Origin of the sequence: Aeromicrobium panaciterrae (assembly GCF_031457275.1) — a bacterium.
GTDB classification, from domain to species: Bacteria; Actinomycetota; Actinomycetes; order Propionibacteriales; family Nocardioidaceae; genus Aeromicrobium; species Aeromicrobium panaciterrae_A.
The window spans coordinates 36,984-53,532 of record NZ_JAVDWH010000001.1; the positions used below are offsets into that span (position 1 = coordinate 36,984).

The 16,549-nt window shown below is 63.9% G+C and carries 15 protein-coding genes; 7 read left to right on the top strand and 8 right to left on the bottom strand.

Features of this window, described 5'->3' with window-relative positions; genetic code table 11:
• Nucleotides 1-69: 69 nt before the first annotated feature.
• On the top strand, nt 70-648 hold the full coding sequence (locus tag J2X11_RS00160) for a hypothetical protein (RefSeq protein WP_309965043.1): 579 nt from the start codon (nt 70-72) through the stop codon (nt 646-648).
• Here the strand turns inward: J2X11_RS00160 and J2X11_RS00165 are convergent.
• The 7 genes from J2X11_RS00165 to J2X11_RS00195 all read right to left on the bottom strand — a co-directional run bounded on the left by J2X11_RS00165 (nt 645) and on the right by J2X11_RS00195 (nt 5,461).
• Entirely contained in the window at nt 645-1,436 is a 792-nt protein-coding gene (locus tag J2X11_RS00165) for a TrmH family RNA methyltransferase (RefSeq protein ID WP_309965046.1), read from the bottom strand. The genes J2X11_RS00160 and J2X11_RS00165 overlap by 4 nt on opposite strands.
• A gap of 2 nt (nt 1,437-1,438) precedes the next feature.
• Entirely contained in the window at nt 1,439-2,680 is a 1,242-nt protein-coding gene (locus J2X11_RS00170; protein WP_309965049.1) for an RNA polymerase sigma factor, read from the bottom strand.
• A gap of 113 nt (nt 2,681-2,793) precedes the next feature.
• Nucleotides 2,794-3,168 (bottom strand): YciI family protein, encoded by a 375-nt coding sequence (locus J2X11_RS00175; protein ID WP_309965052.1) that lies wholly within the window; start codon nt 3,166-3,168, stop codon nt 2,794-2,796.
• A gap of 1 nt (nt 3,169) precedes the next feature.
• The gene (locus tag J2X11_RS00180; protein ID WP_309965054.1) at nt 3,170-3,559 is read right to left on the bottom strand and encodes a YciI family protein; all 390 of its coding nucleotides are present in this window, start codon (nt 3,557-3,559) and stop codon (nt 3,170-3,172) included.
• 95 nt (nt 3,560-3,654) lie between these two features.
• Nucleotides 3,655-4,026 carry a YidH family protein gene (locus tag J2X11_RS00185; RefSeq protein ID WP_309965057.1) on the bottom strand — a complete coding sequence of 124 codons (372 nt, stop codon included), beginning with the start codon at nt 4,024-4,026 and terminating at the stop codon, nt 3,655-3,657.
• Nucleotides 4,023-4,919 (bottom strand): oxygen-dependent tRNA uridine(34) hydroxylase TrhO, encoded by an 897-nt coding sequence (trhO, locus tag J2X11_RS00190; protein ID WP_309965062.1) that lies wholly within the window; start codon nt 4,917-4,919, stop codon nt 4,023-4,025. The genes J2X11_RS00185 and trhO overlap by 4 nt, the downstream gene beginning before the upstream one ends.
• Nucleotides 4,920-4,942: 23 nt before the next feature.
• Nucleotides 4,943-5,461: a DUF2165 domain-containing protein gene (locus J2X11_RS00195; protein ID WP_309965064.1), complete on the bottom strand. Its 519-nt coding sequence runs from the start codon at nt 5,459-5,461 to the stop codon at nt 4,943-4,945.
• Between the two features lie 96 nt (nt 5,462-5,557).
• On the opposite strand from J2X11_RS00195, the gene J2X11_RS00200 reads away from it, so the two are divergent.
• From J2X11_RS00200 to clpB, 6 genes are all read left to right on the top strand, one after another.
• Nucleotides 5,558-6,964 (top strand): amidase, encoded by a 1,407-nt coding sequence (locus tag J2X11_RS00200; RefSeq protein ID WP_309965067.1) that lies wholly within the window; start codon nt 5,558-5,560, stop codon nt 6,962-6,964.
• A gap of 220 nt (nt 6,965-7,184) precedes the next feature.
• Complete coding sequence (locus J2X11_RS00205) at nt 7,185-8,588, top strand: cytochrome ubiquinol oxidase subunit I (protein WP_309965070.1); 1,404 nt, start codon at nt 7,185-7,187, stop codon at nt 8,586-8,588.
• Between the two features lie 13 nt (nt 8,589-8,601).
• On the top strand, nt 8,602-9,612 hold the full coding sequence (gene cydB, locus J2X11_RS00210) for a cytochrome d ubiquinol oxidase subunit II (protein WP_309965072.1): 1,011 nt from the start codon (nt 8,602-8,604) through the stop codon (nt 9,610-9,612).
• On the top strand, nt 9,609-11,228 hold the full coding sequence (cydD, locus tag J2X11_RS00215) for a thiol reductant ABC exporter subunit CydD (RefSeq protein ID WP_309965075.1): 1,620 nt from the start codon (nt 9,609-9,611) through the stop codon (nt 11,226-11,228). Before cydB ends, cydD begins: the two co-directional genes overlap by 4 nt.
• Nucleotides 11,225-12,865: a thiol reductant ABC exporter subunit CydC gene (gene cydC / locus J2X11_RS00220; RefSeq protein WP_309965078.1), complete on the top strand. Its 1,641-nt coding sequence runs from the start codon at nt 11,225-11,227 to the stop codon at nt 12,863-12,865. The genes cydD and cydC overlap by 4 nt, the downstream gene beginning before the upstream one ends.
• 69 nt (nt 12,866-12,934) lie before the next feature.
• Nucleotides 12,935-15,520 (top strand): ATP-dependent chaperone ClpB, encoded by a 2,586-nt coding sequence (gene clpB, locus J2X11_RS00225; RefSeq protein ID WP_309965081.1) that lies wholly within the window; start codon nt 12,935-12,937, stop codon nt 15,518-15,520.
• Between the two features lie 28 nt (nt 15,521-15,548).
• On the opposite strand, the gene J2X11_RS00230 is transcribed toward clpB, so the two are convergent.
• A complete protein-coding gene (locus J2X11_RS00230) occupies nt 15,549-16,388 on the bottom strand; it encodes a universal stress protein (protein ID WP_309965083.1) in 840 nt (279 codons plus the stop codon).
• Between the last annotated feature and the right edge of the window lie 161 nt (nt 16,389-16,549).

Below are 16,549 nucleotides of genomic sequence, written 5' to 3' on the forward strand. Positions count from 1 at the left end.
TTGCTCAAGCACTCGGTATTCCGGGTCGATCAGAAAACTTTGGCCTCGAGTGCCAGTAGATTCACTCGCATGATTTCTCGTGCTCTGGTTGCGTTCCTGTTTGCCGTCGTGACCCTTGCCGGTTGCAGCAGCAGCGAACCCGATGCGAAATCCAAGAAGCCCTCCAGCAGTTCGACCTCTGTGGCGGCGCCTGCAGAGGGTGACACCGTCACCACGGACGACTACACCTACAGCCTTCCGAAAGGCTGGGAGGAGCCTCGCGGCGAGACGCCTGGATTCGACTTCCATTCGGTCGCGACCGACGTCGGCGACAAGGACGGGTTCGCCGACAACATCAACGTGATCCGCGTCGGGGAAGCGCCATCTGACGATCTCGGCCAGTTCGAGGACGAGAGCGTGAAGGAACTGACGAGGCTCGGCGCGAAGGAGATTGAGGTCCTGCCGCCCGAGTCGATCGACGACGCCAAATCAATCCACATCACCGCGAGGACGAGCTTCAACGACGTCGAATACCGCACCAATCAGTACGGCGTGGTTCACGACGACATCGTCTTCATCGTGACCTTCTCCTTCAGCGTCGACGTCACCCCCGAGGAGCAGTCCGACACCATCGAGTCCGTGCTCGCGACCTGGAAGTGGGCCGCCTAGCCGCGCTGGCGGGCCGCTTCGTAGAGGAAGACCGTCGCGGCAGTGGCCGCGTTGAGCGAGCTCGCCGAGCCGGAGATCGGAATGCGGGCGACTGCATCGCAGGACTCTCGCCATCCAGCGCTCATGCCTGAGGTCTCGTTGCCGATCACCAGCAAGGTCGCGCCAGTCAGGTCGTGCGCCGCGATATCGACTTCGCCCGACTCGTCGGTGCCAACGACGTTCAGCCCTGACTGCCGAGCCCAAGCGAGGACTTCGACGTGGCTGCGCTCGCGTACAACTGGCAACGCGAAGAGCGATCCGGTCGACGCGCGCACGGCACGCGGATCGTACGGATCGGCAGCATGCCCAGTGACGATCACTGCGCCTGCGCCGAACGCATCGGCGGCTCGAATCACCGTTCCGATGTTGCCCGGGCTGCTCGGCCTATCGAAGACCAGCCCAAGGAAGTTGGGCCCGACCGAAATGCGTGACAGATCATCGGCCGGCATCTCAACCACCGCGACAAGCTCGGCCACTCCGTCATCCTTGCCGCTCAACTCGGCCAGTAGATCGCTCGACATCGCCACGTGATCGGTGGCTACCGACCGTACGATCCCGGATGCCCAGTCCGACAGGTCGCGGTCGGCGTCATGAAGCAGCGCGCGTACGGGCCAGCCATGCTCTATGGCCAGGCTGATCGGCCGCACGCCCTGCACCAAGAACTCCCCCGCACGCTGTCGCTTGTTGCGGTTGGCGATCAGCGCTTCCCACTGTTGGAACTTCGCATTGCGTTTCGAGATCTGGTGCACGTCTAGCAGTCTGCCGCGCGGGCAAGCAGCAGCGCGCGTTCTTGCTCGTTCTGGGTGAGCGAGGCAGCCCGCTCGAACTCGACGCGTGCCTCCTCGCTGCGTCCCAGTTTCGCCAGCAGATCGCCGCGAACACTCGGGAGCAAGTGGTACGAACTCAGCTCTGGCAATTCCGCGAGCTGGTCGATCAGGGAGAGAGCGACGTCAGGTCCGTGTGCCATCGACACAGCCACCGCCCGGTTGAGCTCGACGACAGCCGAGCCGGTGATTGCGGCCAAGGACTCATACAGCGATGCGATGCGTGCCCACTCGGTGTCCTCGGCGGCACGGGCTCGCGCGTGGCACGCAGCGATCTCACCCTGGAGTACGTATGGGCCCGGTGACCCACCGATAGCCGTGGCCCGCTCGAGCGCTGCCAACCCTCGCCGGATCAGTAGCTGGTCCCAACGGGAGCGATCCTGATCGAGCAGGAGCACCGGTGTTCCGTCGGGCCCGGTGCGAGCGGCGGTACGAGAGAGCTGCATCTCCATCAGTGCCAGCAAACCGAGCACCTCTGGATCATCTGGCACGAGACCGACCAGCAGTCGACCAAGGCGTACGGCTTCCTCACTCAGCGCGGGACGCATCCAGTCCTCACCCGCGGTGGCCGAGTAGCCCTCGTTGAACAGCAGATAGATCACCGCGAGCACGGCCTCGAGGCGCTCGGCACGCTCGTTGTCGGCGGGCTCCTCGGTCGGCGCATCGACATCAGCAAGCGTCTTCTTGGCGCGGGTGATGCGAGCGCCGATCGTCGCCTCGCTGGTGAGGAACGACCGAGCGATCTCGCTGGTCGTCAGTCCCGCGACCAGTCGGAGCGTCAAGGTCCGCCGCGCATCGTCGCCGAGCACCGGGTGGCAGCAGATGAACATGAGCCGCAGGACGTCGTCCTCGACATGGTCCACTGCAGTTTCAATGCCAGCCACGACGTCCTCCTGCCCTTCAGCGAGTGCTCCGTATGCGCGGTCCTGGCGTTCGCGACGGCGGAAGCCGTCGATCGCTCGACGCTTCGCCACGGCCATCAGCCAGGCGGCGGGGTTGTCAGGTATGCCGGACTCAGGCCATTGCGAGAGAGCGGCTTCGAGGGCATCCTGCGCGAGATCCTCGGCCAGACCGACATCGCGAGTGATGCGTACGAGAGCGGCGACGAGCTTGGTCGACTCCAGCCGCCAGACGGCCTCGACCGAGCGGTGGAGGTCGGAGTCGGTCATGCCGCCACGACCGCTAGGCAAGGCACGATACGGCCGTACCGGCATGACAGCCTAGATGTGCCTTCGCTGCGCTCGGTCATGACAACCGATCCAACCACCACCGCAGCGGTTGGTCACTCCGGGTCGCTGAGGCTTCCCGCGACCTGTCGCAGCTCGGTGAAGAACGAGTCGGGGATTTCCGGCCAGTTCGCAACGTGCAGCTCGACAAAGCCGCGGGTCCAAGCCTCCGCGTCTTCACGCGTCGGCGCGTCGATCATGATGAAGCCGCCGACGACCTCCTTGGCCTCGGCGAACGGACCATCGATCGTGGTGATCTTGCCGCCTCGGGGAACGACTCGGATCGACTCCGCCGTCGGCGCAAGCCCTGCGTCTGTGACGACGCGTGCGTGCGTCTCGTCGGCAACGTGAGCGACCATCGCGTCGAGCAGAGCCTCCGGGGGCGCTTCCGTGACGTATTCATCGAGATGGATCAGCACGAGGTACTTCATGTCAGGCCTCGCCAACTACATCTGATTCGGCGTTGGGGCCGAAGACCTGGCGGACGACACTGGTGCCCTCGAACTCGGGCCAGGTGTCGAGGTGAACCTGCATGAAGCGGCGCGAATACTCGATCGCCTCCTCGCGGGAGCGTACGTCGTACATGCCGTAACCACCGATGACTTCCTTGGCCTCGGAGAACGGCCCATCGGTGACCGTGATCTTGCCGCCGGCCAGCCGGATGTGCGGGCTGGTGGCGATGTCAGCAAGACCGCCCTGGTCGACGATGACGCCGAGCTTGACCATCTCTTCGCCGAACGCGCCGATGGCCTCGAACAGCTCGGGAGGCGGAGGGCCCCACGGCTGCGCCGGATCGGACTCGATGTAGCTGAGGAATCGCATGATGTCTCCCTTGTCAGTGGCAGGCCCTCTGTGGGTCAGCCTTCACCACTACGTCGACCGGAGTCGAGCCAATTCGACACGGTCCTCAAAGTTTTTCAGCGGAGTGCGACGACAATGACCCCGACCGCCACACCGACGATCAAAGAGCCGAGCAGCACGACCAGCACAGCCGCACCGCCGAACCCCGGAAGTGGGTGCCCCAGCCGAAGTGCCCGTTCTGTCGCCCGCCAGCGCCGCCACGACTCAGCTACGGCGACTCCGGCAGCCAGCAGCAGGACCAGAGACGCCACGACCTTGACCCAAGTGTCGAGGTCGACTGCGGGAGTGTGGATTGCCACTGCACCCGCCAACAATGCGAGCGCGGTACGCGTCCAAGCGAGGAACGTGCGCTCATTGGCGAGAGAGAATCGCGGATCGGGGTCCCTGCCCTCGTCGTAGATGTCGCGCGGGAAGCGCTCGTTGGTCACACTGACACCGCGGCGTGCTGATCGCACATCGTGTCGGCGGCCAAGCACGACTCGCAGCGATTCATCTGGCGTACGCACGAGACGTCGCCGCAGTCGGCGACATGGTTCGACGGTGTTTCGCACCGATCGCAGGCGCCAACCAGCGCAGTGTGATCGGAGAAGTCCATCGTGATGCGGTCGTCGAACACGTACAGCGACCCCTCCCAGAGGCCGTCGTCACCGTAGGCCTCGCCGTATGTCGCAATGCCGCCGTCTAGTTGGTAAACCTCTTGGAACCCGCGGTTCTTCATCAGCGGAGTCAGTACTTCGCAGCGGATGCCGCCGGTGCAATAGGTCACGACGGGCTGGTCCTTGAGGTGGTCGTACGCGCCACTGTCGAGCTGCGCAATGAACTCGCGAGTCGTCTCGACGCCAGGGCGAACGGCGCCGGTGAAGTGGCCGACATCGGACTCGAACTTGTTGCGGCCGTCGAAGAACACGACATCCTTCGACTCGACCAGCGCGTGCAGCTCGGCCGGGGTGAGTTTGGTGCCACCACCGACGATGCCGTCATCGCCGACCTCAATCTCGTCGGGCGCACCGAACGTCACCAGTTCATCTCGCACCTTGACGCTCAGTCTCGGGAAGTCGGCGGTCGTACCGTCCTTGAGTGCACGACCCTCACTCCACTTGAAGTCGATGTCCTTGAAGGGCGCGTACGCCCTGGTGCCACGTACGTACTTCTTCATCTCGATGACATCGCCACCGAGCGTCGCATTGATGCCGTGGGACGAGATCAGGATGCGACCACGCAGACCGAGCGAGCTTGCAAGGGTGTGCTGCCAGAGGCGGATCGCCTCAGGGTCCACCAACGGAGCGAAGGCGTAGAAGAGAAGGACTTTGGGCGTGGCCACCGGGCAATTCTAGGCGCGAATGCTCAGTCGTCGTCCCACGCCTTGTTGGGTAGTTGCAGCAGGATCAGCGGAATCGCACCCAGCGTGAAGTTGCGGATCGCCGCACTCAAACCGTTCCAGGTGTCCGACTGCCACATCGAGAAGTACTCGCCACCGACGGCAATGAACCCGAAGCCGAACAGGAACAGCATCATCAGGATGCCGAGGCTGGAGACCTTGCGGGCGTGGCCCCAAGCTCCGGACTTGAACGCCTTTATCAGAAGCACCGTGCCCCATATGCAGACGAGGGCCGTCAGCGTTTCGAAGGCGATGATGCCGATGTAGCCGATGTCCTGAAGCGTGTCGCTCTCGATCGCGCGCCACATCACGTCCGGATCGTTGAACGTGGTGTCCATTTCGAGCACGTGATGGACGAAGGCCTGGTTGCTGTCGAAGTCGGTGATGTTGCCGATGGCAACGAGAGAAATGTATGCGGCCACAGTGCCGGTAAGAACTGTCACGATGCCCTGGAGAGAGCCAAGCTTGTCGATGAGCTTGTTCATGGGAGCCCCTTTCGCTCAGTTCGAGCGTGGTCCCTCGCGATGCGATAAGCAACGAACCAGACGGTGAACGATTCGCGTGTCGCCTACGCTCAGTTCGTGGCCGAACTGCACGAGCTCGATGCGATTGCCCAGTCCGAGGCGCTCCGTGCTCGCGACGTCTCGTCGGTCGAGCTGGTCGAACACCACCTCGATCGCATCGCCTCACACTCGGCAGCGCTGGGGGCCTTCATCACCGTCACGGCCGAGCAGGCCCTCGAGCGAGCCGCGATCGCCGACGCGAAGCTCACCGCTGGTGACGCGCCGGCGTTCACTGGAGTGCCGATCGCGATCAAGGACCTCACGTTCACCCGCGACATCCCCACCTCCATGGGCTCGGTCGCGATGCGCGACTTCGTGCCGCCGGTCAACGCGTACGTCGTCGACCTGATCGAGAAGGCCGGCTTTGTCAGCCTCGGCAAGACCAATACCCCGGAGTTCGGTCTCTCGTCCTACACCGACAACGACCTCATCGGGCCTGCCCGTACGCCATGGGACACCTCGCGCAACGCCGGCGGGTCGAGTGGTGGAGCCGCAGCAGCGGTGGCCGCCGGACTCGTGCCGCTCGCGCAAGGAAGCGACGGCGGCGGATCGATCCGCATCCCGGCGAGCGCCTGCGGCATCATCGGGTTCAAGCCGAGCCGCGGTCGAGTCAGCGCCGGACCGCTCGGCAGCGACTGGAGCGGCCTGGCCGTTGATGGGCCGCTGACGCGTACCGTCCGCGATGCTGCCGCGTTGCTCGACGTCCTCGCCCACCCGATGCCTGGTGACATACGCCCTCTCCCCGATCCCGCCATCCCGTACGCGGAGTGGTCGCGACGCGAGCCGGGGAGCCTGCGTATCGCTCGCTGGTCGGCCACACACCTCGAGGGCATCGAGCCCGGACCGGACGCATTGGCGGCTTTCGATGCGGCGGGCGCGCTGCTGGAATCGTTGGGTCACGAGGTCGTAGACATACCCAACCCGTTCCCCCAGGCACTCGAGCCGCAGTTCAACATCATCTGGTCGAGCGGCATTGCTGGCGTACCCCTTCCGCCGGAGGCCGAGGCGACGCTGCGCACGAACACGCGCTACTGGCGTGCGCGAGGAGCGACGGCGTCGGCGATCGAGCTCAGCCAAGCGATGCAGTTCCTCGAAGCAACGACGCGTGAGGTCATCACCGGTCTGCAGTCGTACGACGCCCTCCTCACCCCGACACTCGCGTTGCCTCCACAGCCCAACGAGTGGTTCAACGAGTCTGGCGATCCGATCGAGGACCACCACCGAGAACTGCTGTTCACGCCGTACACCGCGCTCTACAACATGAGCGGGCAGCCAGCCGCCAGCCTGCCGCTGCATTGGAGCGCCGAAGGACTGCCTATCGGCGTGATGCTCGCAGCGATGCCGGGACAAGACGGCGCTCTGTTCAGCCTGTGTGCCCAGCTCGAGGCGGCCGCTCCGTGGGCCGACCGTCGACCAACACTCTGAGTCAGGTCGAGCTCAAGCTGGTCAACCGACGCTAAGGACCAAGGTCCCTCCGAATCAGGCGCAACGACCGTGGGGAGTCGGCACCTCAGACGACAGATTGGGATCAGCGGGCCCGCCGGAACCGCGACGGAGAACTGATCCGCCGACCCCCGACCGCGGGAACTGGCGGGCCCGCGGTCCGGCCGCCCTACGCGGCGCCACAAAACGGAAGCCCTCTCCCATGGACGCACTGGACATCGCACGCTGGCAATTCGGCATCACGACCGTCTACCACTTCTTTTTCGTACCAATCACGATCGGCACGTCTTTCCTCGTCGCCGGTATGCAGACGGCTTGGTTCCGTACCCACAAGGAGAAGTACCTGCGACTGACGAAGTTCTTCGGCAAGCTCTTCCTGATCAACTTCGCCATGGGTGTTGCGACCGGCATCGTCCAGGAGTTCCAGTTCGGGATGAACTGGAGCGACTACTCGCGATTCGTCGGTGACATCTTCGGCGCTCCGCTCGCGATCGAGGGTCTGCTGGCGTTCTTCCTGGAGTCGACCTTCTTGGGCCTGTGGATCTTCGGATGGGACCGACTGACGCCCAGAGTCCACCTCGCCACCATCTGGATCGCCGCAGTCGGCACATTGCTTTCTTCGTACTTCATCCTCGCCGCGAACTCCTTCATGCAGAATCCGGTCGGATTCGAGTTCAATGCCGAGAAGGGCCGAGCCGAGCTCACGGACTTTGGAGCGGTGTTGACCAACAAGGTCCTACTCGCGACTGTCCCTCACCAGATCTTCGCGTGCTTCATGGTCGCCGGCGCATTTGTCGGCGGAATCGCCATGTGGCAGATCATGAAACACCCTGACCGCGACGCCGAGGCATTTCGTACGGCGTTCCGCCTTGGCGCAGTGACTCTGATCGTTGCCGGTCTCGGCACGATCGTCTCCGGTGACTACCAAGGCAAGATCATGACCGAGGTGCAGCCAATGAAGATGGCGGCCGCCGAGGGCCTGTACGAAACCTCCGAGCCAGCTCCGTTCTCGATTTTGACGATCGGCACACTGGACGGCTCAAAGGAGGTCTACAAGCTCGAAGTTCCTCGACTGCTCTCCTATCTCGGCACCGGAAGCTTCGACGGCAAGGTCGAGGGGATCAACTCTCTCCAGGCTAAGTACGAGGAGACATACGGCGCCGGCGACTACTCGCCCAACATCCCCATCAGCTACTGGACTTTCCGCATCATGATTACGTTGGGCGGCCTCGCTATGGCGGCAGGTGCGTGGATGCTGTGGGCCACCCGGCGCGGGCGAGTTCCCAGCGGACGCTGGCTTCTTCGCACGGCGATCGTGCTTCCGCTGCTACCGCTCTTCGCCAACTCCTTCGGCTGGATCTTCACCGAGATGGGTCGTCAGCCGTGGATCGTGTTCGGGCTGATGCCCACCTCTGCGGGAGTCTCCCCTGGCACGACCTTGGCCGAGGTTCTCACCTCGCTGATCGCTTTCACGGTCATCTACGGAGTCCTGGCGATCGTCGAGGTCAAGCTGCTGCTGATGTACATCCAGCGCGGCCTTCCTGAGATTCCGACCGAATCTCCCGGGGACGACGACATCGACGCACCCCTCGCCTTCGCCTACTGATCGGACCTGACTCATGGAACTCACCACCTTCTGGTTCATCCTCATTGCAGTGCTGTGGATCGGCTATCTCGTGCTCGAGGGATTCGATTTCGGCGTCGGCATGCTCGTCGGGGCGCTGGCCCAGGACGACACCGAGCGCCGGGTACTCATCAATACGATCGGTCCGCTCTGGGACGGAAACGAGGTCTGGCTGCTCGTTGCCGGCGGCGCGACGTTCGCCGCCTTTCCCGAGTGGTACGCCACCTTGTTCAGCGGGTTCTACCTTCCTTTGCTGCTGATCCTCATCGCTCTCATCGTCCGCGGTGTGGCCTTCGAGTTCCGCGGCAAGCGCAACGAACGCGCTTGGCGACGCAACTGGGACATTGCCATCGTCGTCGGCTCTGCAGTGCCCGCACTTCTCTGGGGAGTCGCGCTCGCCAACATCGTCCGTGGCGTACCGATCGACAAGAACCACGAGTATGTCGGGACGTTCTTCGACCTCCTCAACCCGTACGCCTTGCTCGCCGGCGTCGTGACGTTGGCCGTCTTCTTCGTCCACGGATGCTTCTTCGTAGCCCTTAAAACGGTCGGAGACATCCGTCACCGCGCAACCAAGCTTGGGGTGAAGGTCGGAGTCGGCGCCGCTGGTCCGGCAGTCGCATTCATCGTCTGGACTGGGATCGATCAGGGCGCGTTCGCCGTCTGGCTGTTCGGGCTCCTGGCCGTGATCTCGTGCGTCGCCTCGCTCGCACTCGCACTGGCCCACCGCGAGATGCTCGCGTTCATCGCGACCAGTCTGACGATCGCGTTCGTCGCGATCATGCTCTTCGTTGGGCTGTTCCCCGATGTCATGCCGTCCTCGCTCAACAGCGCCTGGAATCTGACGACCACGAATGCCTCGTCCACCCACTACACGCTGGTGATCATGTCGTGGGTTGCCGTGATCTTCACGCCCATCGTCCTGATGTACCAGAGCTGGTCCTATTGGGTTTTCCGCAAGCGCATCGGCGTCCAGCACATCCCAACCGAGGTGCTGGCTCGGTGAAGCCGCTGGACCCGAGGCTCGTCGGCCGATCCCATGGCGTACGGTCGCTGCTCGTTCTCACTGCGGGCCTCGGACTGGCTTCGGCCGGAACCGTCATCGCTCAGGCTGTCGTCATCGCCACCCTGGTCGACCAGTTGTTCTCATCTCGGCCGTTGACCCACACCGCGTGGGCTCTGGCCGGAGTTTTCCTGGTTCGTGGACTGCTGCACTGGGCCAATTCCTCGGTTTCCGAACGCGCCGCGGTCACAGTCAAGGCCGAGTTGCGCCACGAACTGGCGAACGACCTTTTGGACGCTCGCCGCCTTGGTCCTGCGCCGGACCCAGCTGCGGTTACGGCCATCATGGGTCCCGGCTTCGACGCATTCGACGGGTACGTGTCTCGGTTCCTCCCACAGCTGGTGCTGGTCTGCCTGGTACCACCGGTCGTCATCGCGACCATGTTCTTCGTCGACCCTGCGTCCGCCGCGATCGTCGCCATCACCCTCCCCCTCAGCGTCGCATTCATGGTGCTCATCGGACTCATGACGCGAGACAAGCTCAGCCGACGCTGGGAGTCATTGGAACGACTCAGTCTGCACTTCGCACAGGTCCTCGACGGTCTGGTCGTGCTCAAGCTCTTCGGTCGCCGCCAGGAACGAAACCTGACTGCCGTAGGTCAGCGGCACCGCGATGAGACGATGCGCTCGCTTCGGCTGGCGTTCCTGTCCTCGCTGGTACTCGAGCTTGTCGCCACCCTGTCGGTCGCGTTGGTCGCGGTCAGCGTCGGACTTCGCGTGGTGGACGGAGGCATGGATCTTCGACCGGCCCTGATCGTGCTGCTCCTGGCACCCGAGGCATATCTGCCAGTACGTCAGCTCGGCATGATGTTCCATGACAGCACCGAAGGCGCAGCCGCGGTCACCGTGGCGCTCGACCTACTGGACCACGACCGACAAACCGGGGGCCAGAACGCGCCCAGCCTTCGGACGTCGACCATCCGGCTTAGCAACGTGTCCGTCCAGCACCCCAGCCGTTCGACGCCCTCGCTGGTGATCGATGAACTCGAGATCCACCCAGGCGAGTACGTCGCGGTGGTGGGACCCACAGGGTGCGGCAAGTCGACCCTGCTGGACGTGATGCTCTCGTTCATTGTTCCGACCGCAGGACACATCACCGTTGCGGGCACCGACCTGCGCGAGATTGACCCTGACCAATGGCGTCACCAGATCGCATGGGTCCCGCAGGTCCCAGGACTGATCGCCGGAACCATCTCCGACAACGTTCGACTTGCATGCGCCGTCGCGAGCGATGTGAACGTCCGCCAGGCGCTGGACGATGCCGGCGCCGCCGACCTCCCGCTGTCGCGCACCGTCAGCGAGGCAGGAAGCGACGTGTCTGCTGGCGAGCGACGACGCATCGCCGTTGCTCGCGCACTGCTGCGAGTTCGCGTAGGCGGTGCACAGCTCGTTCTTCTCGACGAGCCCACCGCCGGCCTCGACGACGACCGCGAGGCATCCGTGCTTGCCTCACTGGCCGCGCTCGACGCCACCGTCGTCGTCGTGGCACATCGGCAGGCGACCATCAGCGCAGCGACTCGAGTGATCAGGGTGCAGACGCCGACAGCCGTGATCGCATGAACCGTCGACTTGTCGCGGGAGCCGTCCTGGGGAGCGCTTCGCAGCTCAGCAGCGTCGGACTGCTGCTCACGTCGGCCTGGTTGATCGTGCGTGCCGCCGAGCACCCACCTGTGCTCTACCTGATGGTGGCAATCGTTTCGGTCCGGTTCTTCGGCGTCGGTCGAGCTGTCTTTCGCTACGCGGAACGACTGTTGACACATCATGTTGCGCTGAGTCGCATGATCGACGACCGAGTTCACGCCTACCAAAACCTCGAGCGCTCCGCGCCGACCGGCTTGCCCCGGCAGCGCCGCGGAGACATCATCAGCCGCGTCGTCTCCGACGTGACGACGTCTCAGGACGCTCTCCTCCGAATCAGGCTTCCGTGGATCTATGCGATCACCAGTTGTGTTGTGGTGACAGCAGTCGTCGCCTGGATCTCGCCCGTGGCTGCACTCGTCATCGTTGGTCACGCTCTCGCGTGCTTCACCATCGCGCGTCTCGGAATTGCCACGGCGGTTCGGGGAGACTCGATCGACGCGTCGAAGGCTCGCAGCACGATGTCGGCCGAGAGCGCTGTTCTGGCATCCACGTCACGCGATCTTGTCGCGTACGGCGCGGCCGCACCGTTCACTCGACGCTTGCATGAGGCCATCGACCGTCAGGCGCGCAACCAGCTCCGCACAGGCTGGTTGGCGGGGATTGGATCCGCCCTGGTGCTGGTCTCCACAGGTGCCGCCACGGCAACGATCGCCTTCGCGGCGGGTGGGTTTGCACCCGTCATGGCCGGTGTAGTCCTCCTCGCCCCCGTCGCGCTGCTCGAGCCTCTACTCAGTGTGCTCGAAGCTGAACGCCTCCGACCCGCCGTGCAAGCTGCCCGCCAGCGTCTAGCCCAACTCGACGACCTGCAGGCTCCCGTCATCGACCCACCGGCAGCAGTTCCACTCCCCATTAGCAATGAGCTTGTCCTGCGCGGAGTTGTCGCCGGATGGGACTCGTCTCTGACACGACCGGTGTCGGTCAAGCTGACATCAGGTCACATCGTTGGACTCAGCGGCGTCAGTGGCGTCGGCAAGTCGACTCTTGCGCTCACGCTGGTCAAGTTGATCCCCCCGCGTTGGGGAAGTCTGGCTCTTGGCGGGATCGACTATCGCGATCTCGACGGCCACGACGTACGGGCCAGGGTCGGTCTCTGCGGACAAGATGACGTCCTGTTCGACACGACGATTCGCGAGAACCTCAGGGTTGCAGCGCCGGACGCTGACGATGACGCCATGCAGTCCGTCCTCACTCGAGTAGGTCTGCGCCCGCTGCTCGAACGTATGCCTGCCGGACTCGACACGGTCATTGGCAACCTCGGCAGCTCGCTCAGCGGAGGTGAGCGACAGCGACTCTCCATGGCGCGTCTGCTGCTAGGCCAGCACAAGGTCTTGATCTTCGACGAACCGACCGAGCATCTCGACCGAGAAGCAGCGGCGCAGATGATCGCCGACATCCTGTCGCTGAGGCGAGGTCACGCGATCGTGCTGATCTCCCACTCGGCTGAGGTGCTCAACGCCTGCGACGAGGTCGTCAGTGTCGTCTCCCCCTTCGACCCATCCCCAACAACCGATCATCCGGGTGAGCCAGTTCTCACCGCGGCAGCCCAAAGATCCTAAAGTTGAGTGGAATGGACTCAACTTTGGGGACGTTGAACAAGATGACGCACACCCTTTGAGGAGGACCAGATGGATCTCGCCAAGTTCACCACTCGCAGCCAGCAGGCGCTCGGCAGCGCAATTTCGTCAGCAGCCGCTTCCGGACACCCCGCCGTGGAACCTACCCACCTGCTCACTGCTCTCCTGACCCAGGACGGCGGAACCGCTGCCCCACTCATTCAGGCCGCCGGCGTAGATACGCAAGCAGTTCTGAGCGGTCTGAAGACCGCCCTCGACGCCTTGCCATCTGCACGTGGCGCAAACGTCCAGAACCCGGGGCTCAGTCGTGCGACGCACGAAGTCCTCCAGCGCGCCCAGGACCTCGCCGATCAACTGGGGGATGACTTCGTTTCCACCGAGCATCTCGTTGTTGGCGTGGCAACCGTTGACTCTCCCGCCAAGACAGTCCTGAACGACGCGGGAGCCACAGCCGATGCGTTGCAGGCAGCGTTCACTGCCGTGCGTGGCAACGCCCACGTGACGAGCGCTGACGCAGAGGACACCTACCAATCTCTCGAGAAGTACGGCGTCGACCTGACCGCTGTGGCCCGAGAGGGCAAGCTCGACCCCGTCATCGGCCGCGACAGTGAGATTCGCCGAGTCATCCAGGTCCTTTCGCGACGCACCAAGAACAACCCCGTCTTGATCGGAGAGCCCGGCGTTGGCAAAACCGCCGTCGTCGAAGGCCTCGCCCAGCGCATCGTTGCCGGTGACGTTCCGGAGTCACTTCGCGGACGTCGACTGATCTCTCTCGACCTCGCGGCGATGGTCGCGGGAGCCAAGTACCGAGGCGAGTTCGAAGAGCGCCTCAAGGCTGTGCTCACCGAGATCAAAGAGTCCGAGGGCCAGGTCATTACATTCATCGACGAGCTTCACACCGTCGTGGGCGCCGGAGCAGGCGGAGACTCGTCAATGGACGCCGGCAACATGCTCAAGCCCATGCTGGCTCGCGGCGAGCTGCGAATGATTGGTGCCACAACGCTCGACGAGTACCGCGAGCGCATTGAGAAGGACCCAGCACTCGAGCGTCGCTTCCAGCAGGTCTTCGTCGGCGAGCCGAGCCCTGAGGACACCATCGCAATCCTGCGTGGACTCAAGGAGCGCTACGAGGCACACCACAAAGTCTCGATCTCGGATGCTGCCCTCGTCGCGGCGGCGACACTGTCCGACCGCTACATTCCGGGCCGCCAGCTGCCCGACAAGGCCATTGACCTGATCGATGAAGCCAGCAGTCGGCTCCGCATGGAGATCGACTCGAGCCCCGTCGAGATCGATGCACTACGCCGAGCCGTCGACCGCTTGCGCATGGAGGAACTGCATCTCGACAAGGAGTCGGACGCGGCAAGCAAGGAACGCCTCAAGAAACTGCGAGTCGAGCTCGCCGACAAGCAGGAGGCGCTGCGTGCGCTCGAGACCAGGTGGGAGCGCGAGAAGCAGGCACTCAACGCCGTTGGCGAGATCAAGGAACGTATTGACGAAGTCCGAATCGCGGCGGCACGCGCCCAGCGCGAAGGAGATCTCGAGACCTCAAGTCGACTGTTCTACAGCGAGATCCCCAACATGGAGAAGCAGCTTGAAGACGCCCAGGCGGTCGAGGCAGCACAGGACGGCGAGTCGATGGTGCACGAAGAAGTCGGCGCCGATGACATCGCCGAGGTCGTCGCCTCCTGGACCGGCATTCCGACCGGCCGCCTCCTTGAGGGCGAGACCGGAAAGCTCCTCCGTATGGAGGACGAGTTGGGCAAGCGCCTGATCGGTCAGACGACGGCCGTCGCAGCGGTGTCCGATGCCGTACGTCGCTCACGTGCGGGAATCTCCGATCCTGACCGGCCCATGGGCTCGTTCCTGTTCCTTGGACCGACCGGCGTGGGCAAGACCGAGCTCGCCAAGACGCTGGCGGAGTTCCTGTTCGACGATGAGCGAGCGATCGTTCGCGTCGACATGAGCGAGTACTCCGAGAAGCACAGCGTGAGCCGATTGGTCGGTGCACCTCCCGGCTATGTGGGATACGACGAAGGCGGTCAACTGACTGAGGCTGTACGCCGACGCCCCTACTCCGTGGTCCTCCTCGATGAGGTCGAAAAGGCACACCCCGAAGTGTTCGACATCCTGCTGCAGGTGCTCGACGACGGACGGTTGACCGACGGCCAGGGACGTACGGTCGACTTCCGCAACGTCATCCTGATCCTGACGTCCAATCTGGGTTCGATGTTCCTCGCCGACTCGGCTCTGGACGACGACGCCAAGCGCGACGCGGTGATGAACGTGGTTAAGACCTCGTTCAAGCCCGAGTTCCTCAACCGTCTCGACGAGATCGTGATGTTCGATCCGTTGGGTACCAAGGAGCTGGCACACATCGTCGACCTCCAGGTCAGTTCGCTGGCTAAGCGCCTCGACGCGCGCCGGATCACGCTGGATGTGACCCCCGCCGCCCGCGAGTGGCTTGCGGTGACCGGCTGGGATCCCGCGTACGGCGCACGCCCGTTGCGTCGTCTTGTGCAGCAGGCAATCGGCGACAAGCTCGCCCGGATGCTGCTCTCAGGCGACGTGCACGATGGCACCACAGTGACTGTCGACCACGAGACCGACGCAGACGAGCTGACGATCAGGTCCTGATCGTCAGCTTGTCTAGGCGCATCGCTCGCTAGTACGTGGCAGGAACGACAGCCACCGGGCATTTCGCCTTACGTAGAACCTCGATGGCAACAGGCTGTGAGAGCGGGAACGAAATCACGTGGTCGTGGGGACGACCGACGACGACGAGTTCTGCATTCCGGGTCGCGCGAGCAATCGTCTCCGCCGTGTCGCCAATCGCGTCGGCTTCGAGCACGGCGACGTCTGGGTAGGTCTCACACCAACCTGCCACCACTTCGGCGACGTTGGCGCGCGCTGCCTCGACGTCCACCCCAAGTGTTCCGGGAGGCGTGCAATGAAGGACATGGAGGACGCAGTCGCGCGCGTTCGCCTCCTCGAAAGCCAAACGCACCGGCCCTGTCGCGGCCGTGTCCCCGTCGAGCGTAAGTACGACTTCACCGCCGGGGTCGACCGGGAATTCCAGCTCAGGTACAACGATCACCGGGCACAGCGCATACCGAGCGAGGTATCCGGCGATCTTGGTGCGCAACAGCCGGTCGTACCAGGGCACGTCATCGGAACCGAGAACCATCACGCGCGCAGATGCCGCCTCAAGCGAGAGTGCGTCGAGAGGAATATGGCTGGACAACACGAACTCGACGCTCAGTTTCGGGTCGACCTCGTCCACAAGCAGCTTGGCAGCGTCCAGCACGGCCTCGCCGACCGCACGAAGCTCGCGGACGATGCGATCCGGCACAGGATTGAACTGCGAAGCCCGCGCAGGTACGCCGTAGGCATACACAACCCGCAGAGGTGCACCAAACGCACGCGCCTCACTGATTGCGAATCGCAGCGCGCTCGGCTGCTTGTCGGCAATGGCTACGACGACGGGTGGCGTGGGGCTGCTCATGGCTCCTCCTGAGGCGTGTTGTATTCGAGCATCTGCCACCCCGGTTGGCGACGAAATGGTCACGCGACCATGATCAGGGGGACAAAGGTCCCGCATCTGCCGGCGCGAAGCATGCGGACCATGGCGGGCTCGGCGGACCAATGCAGGCGTACGGTGTGGAC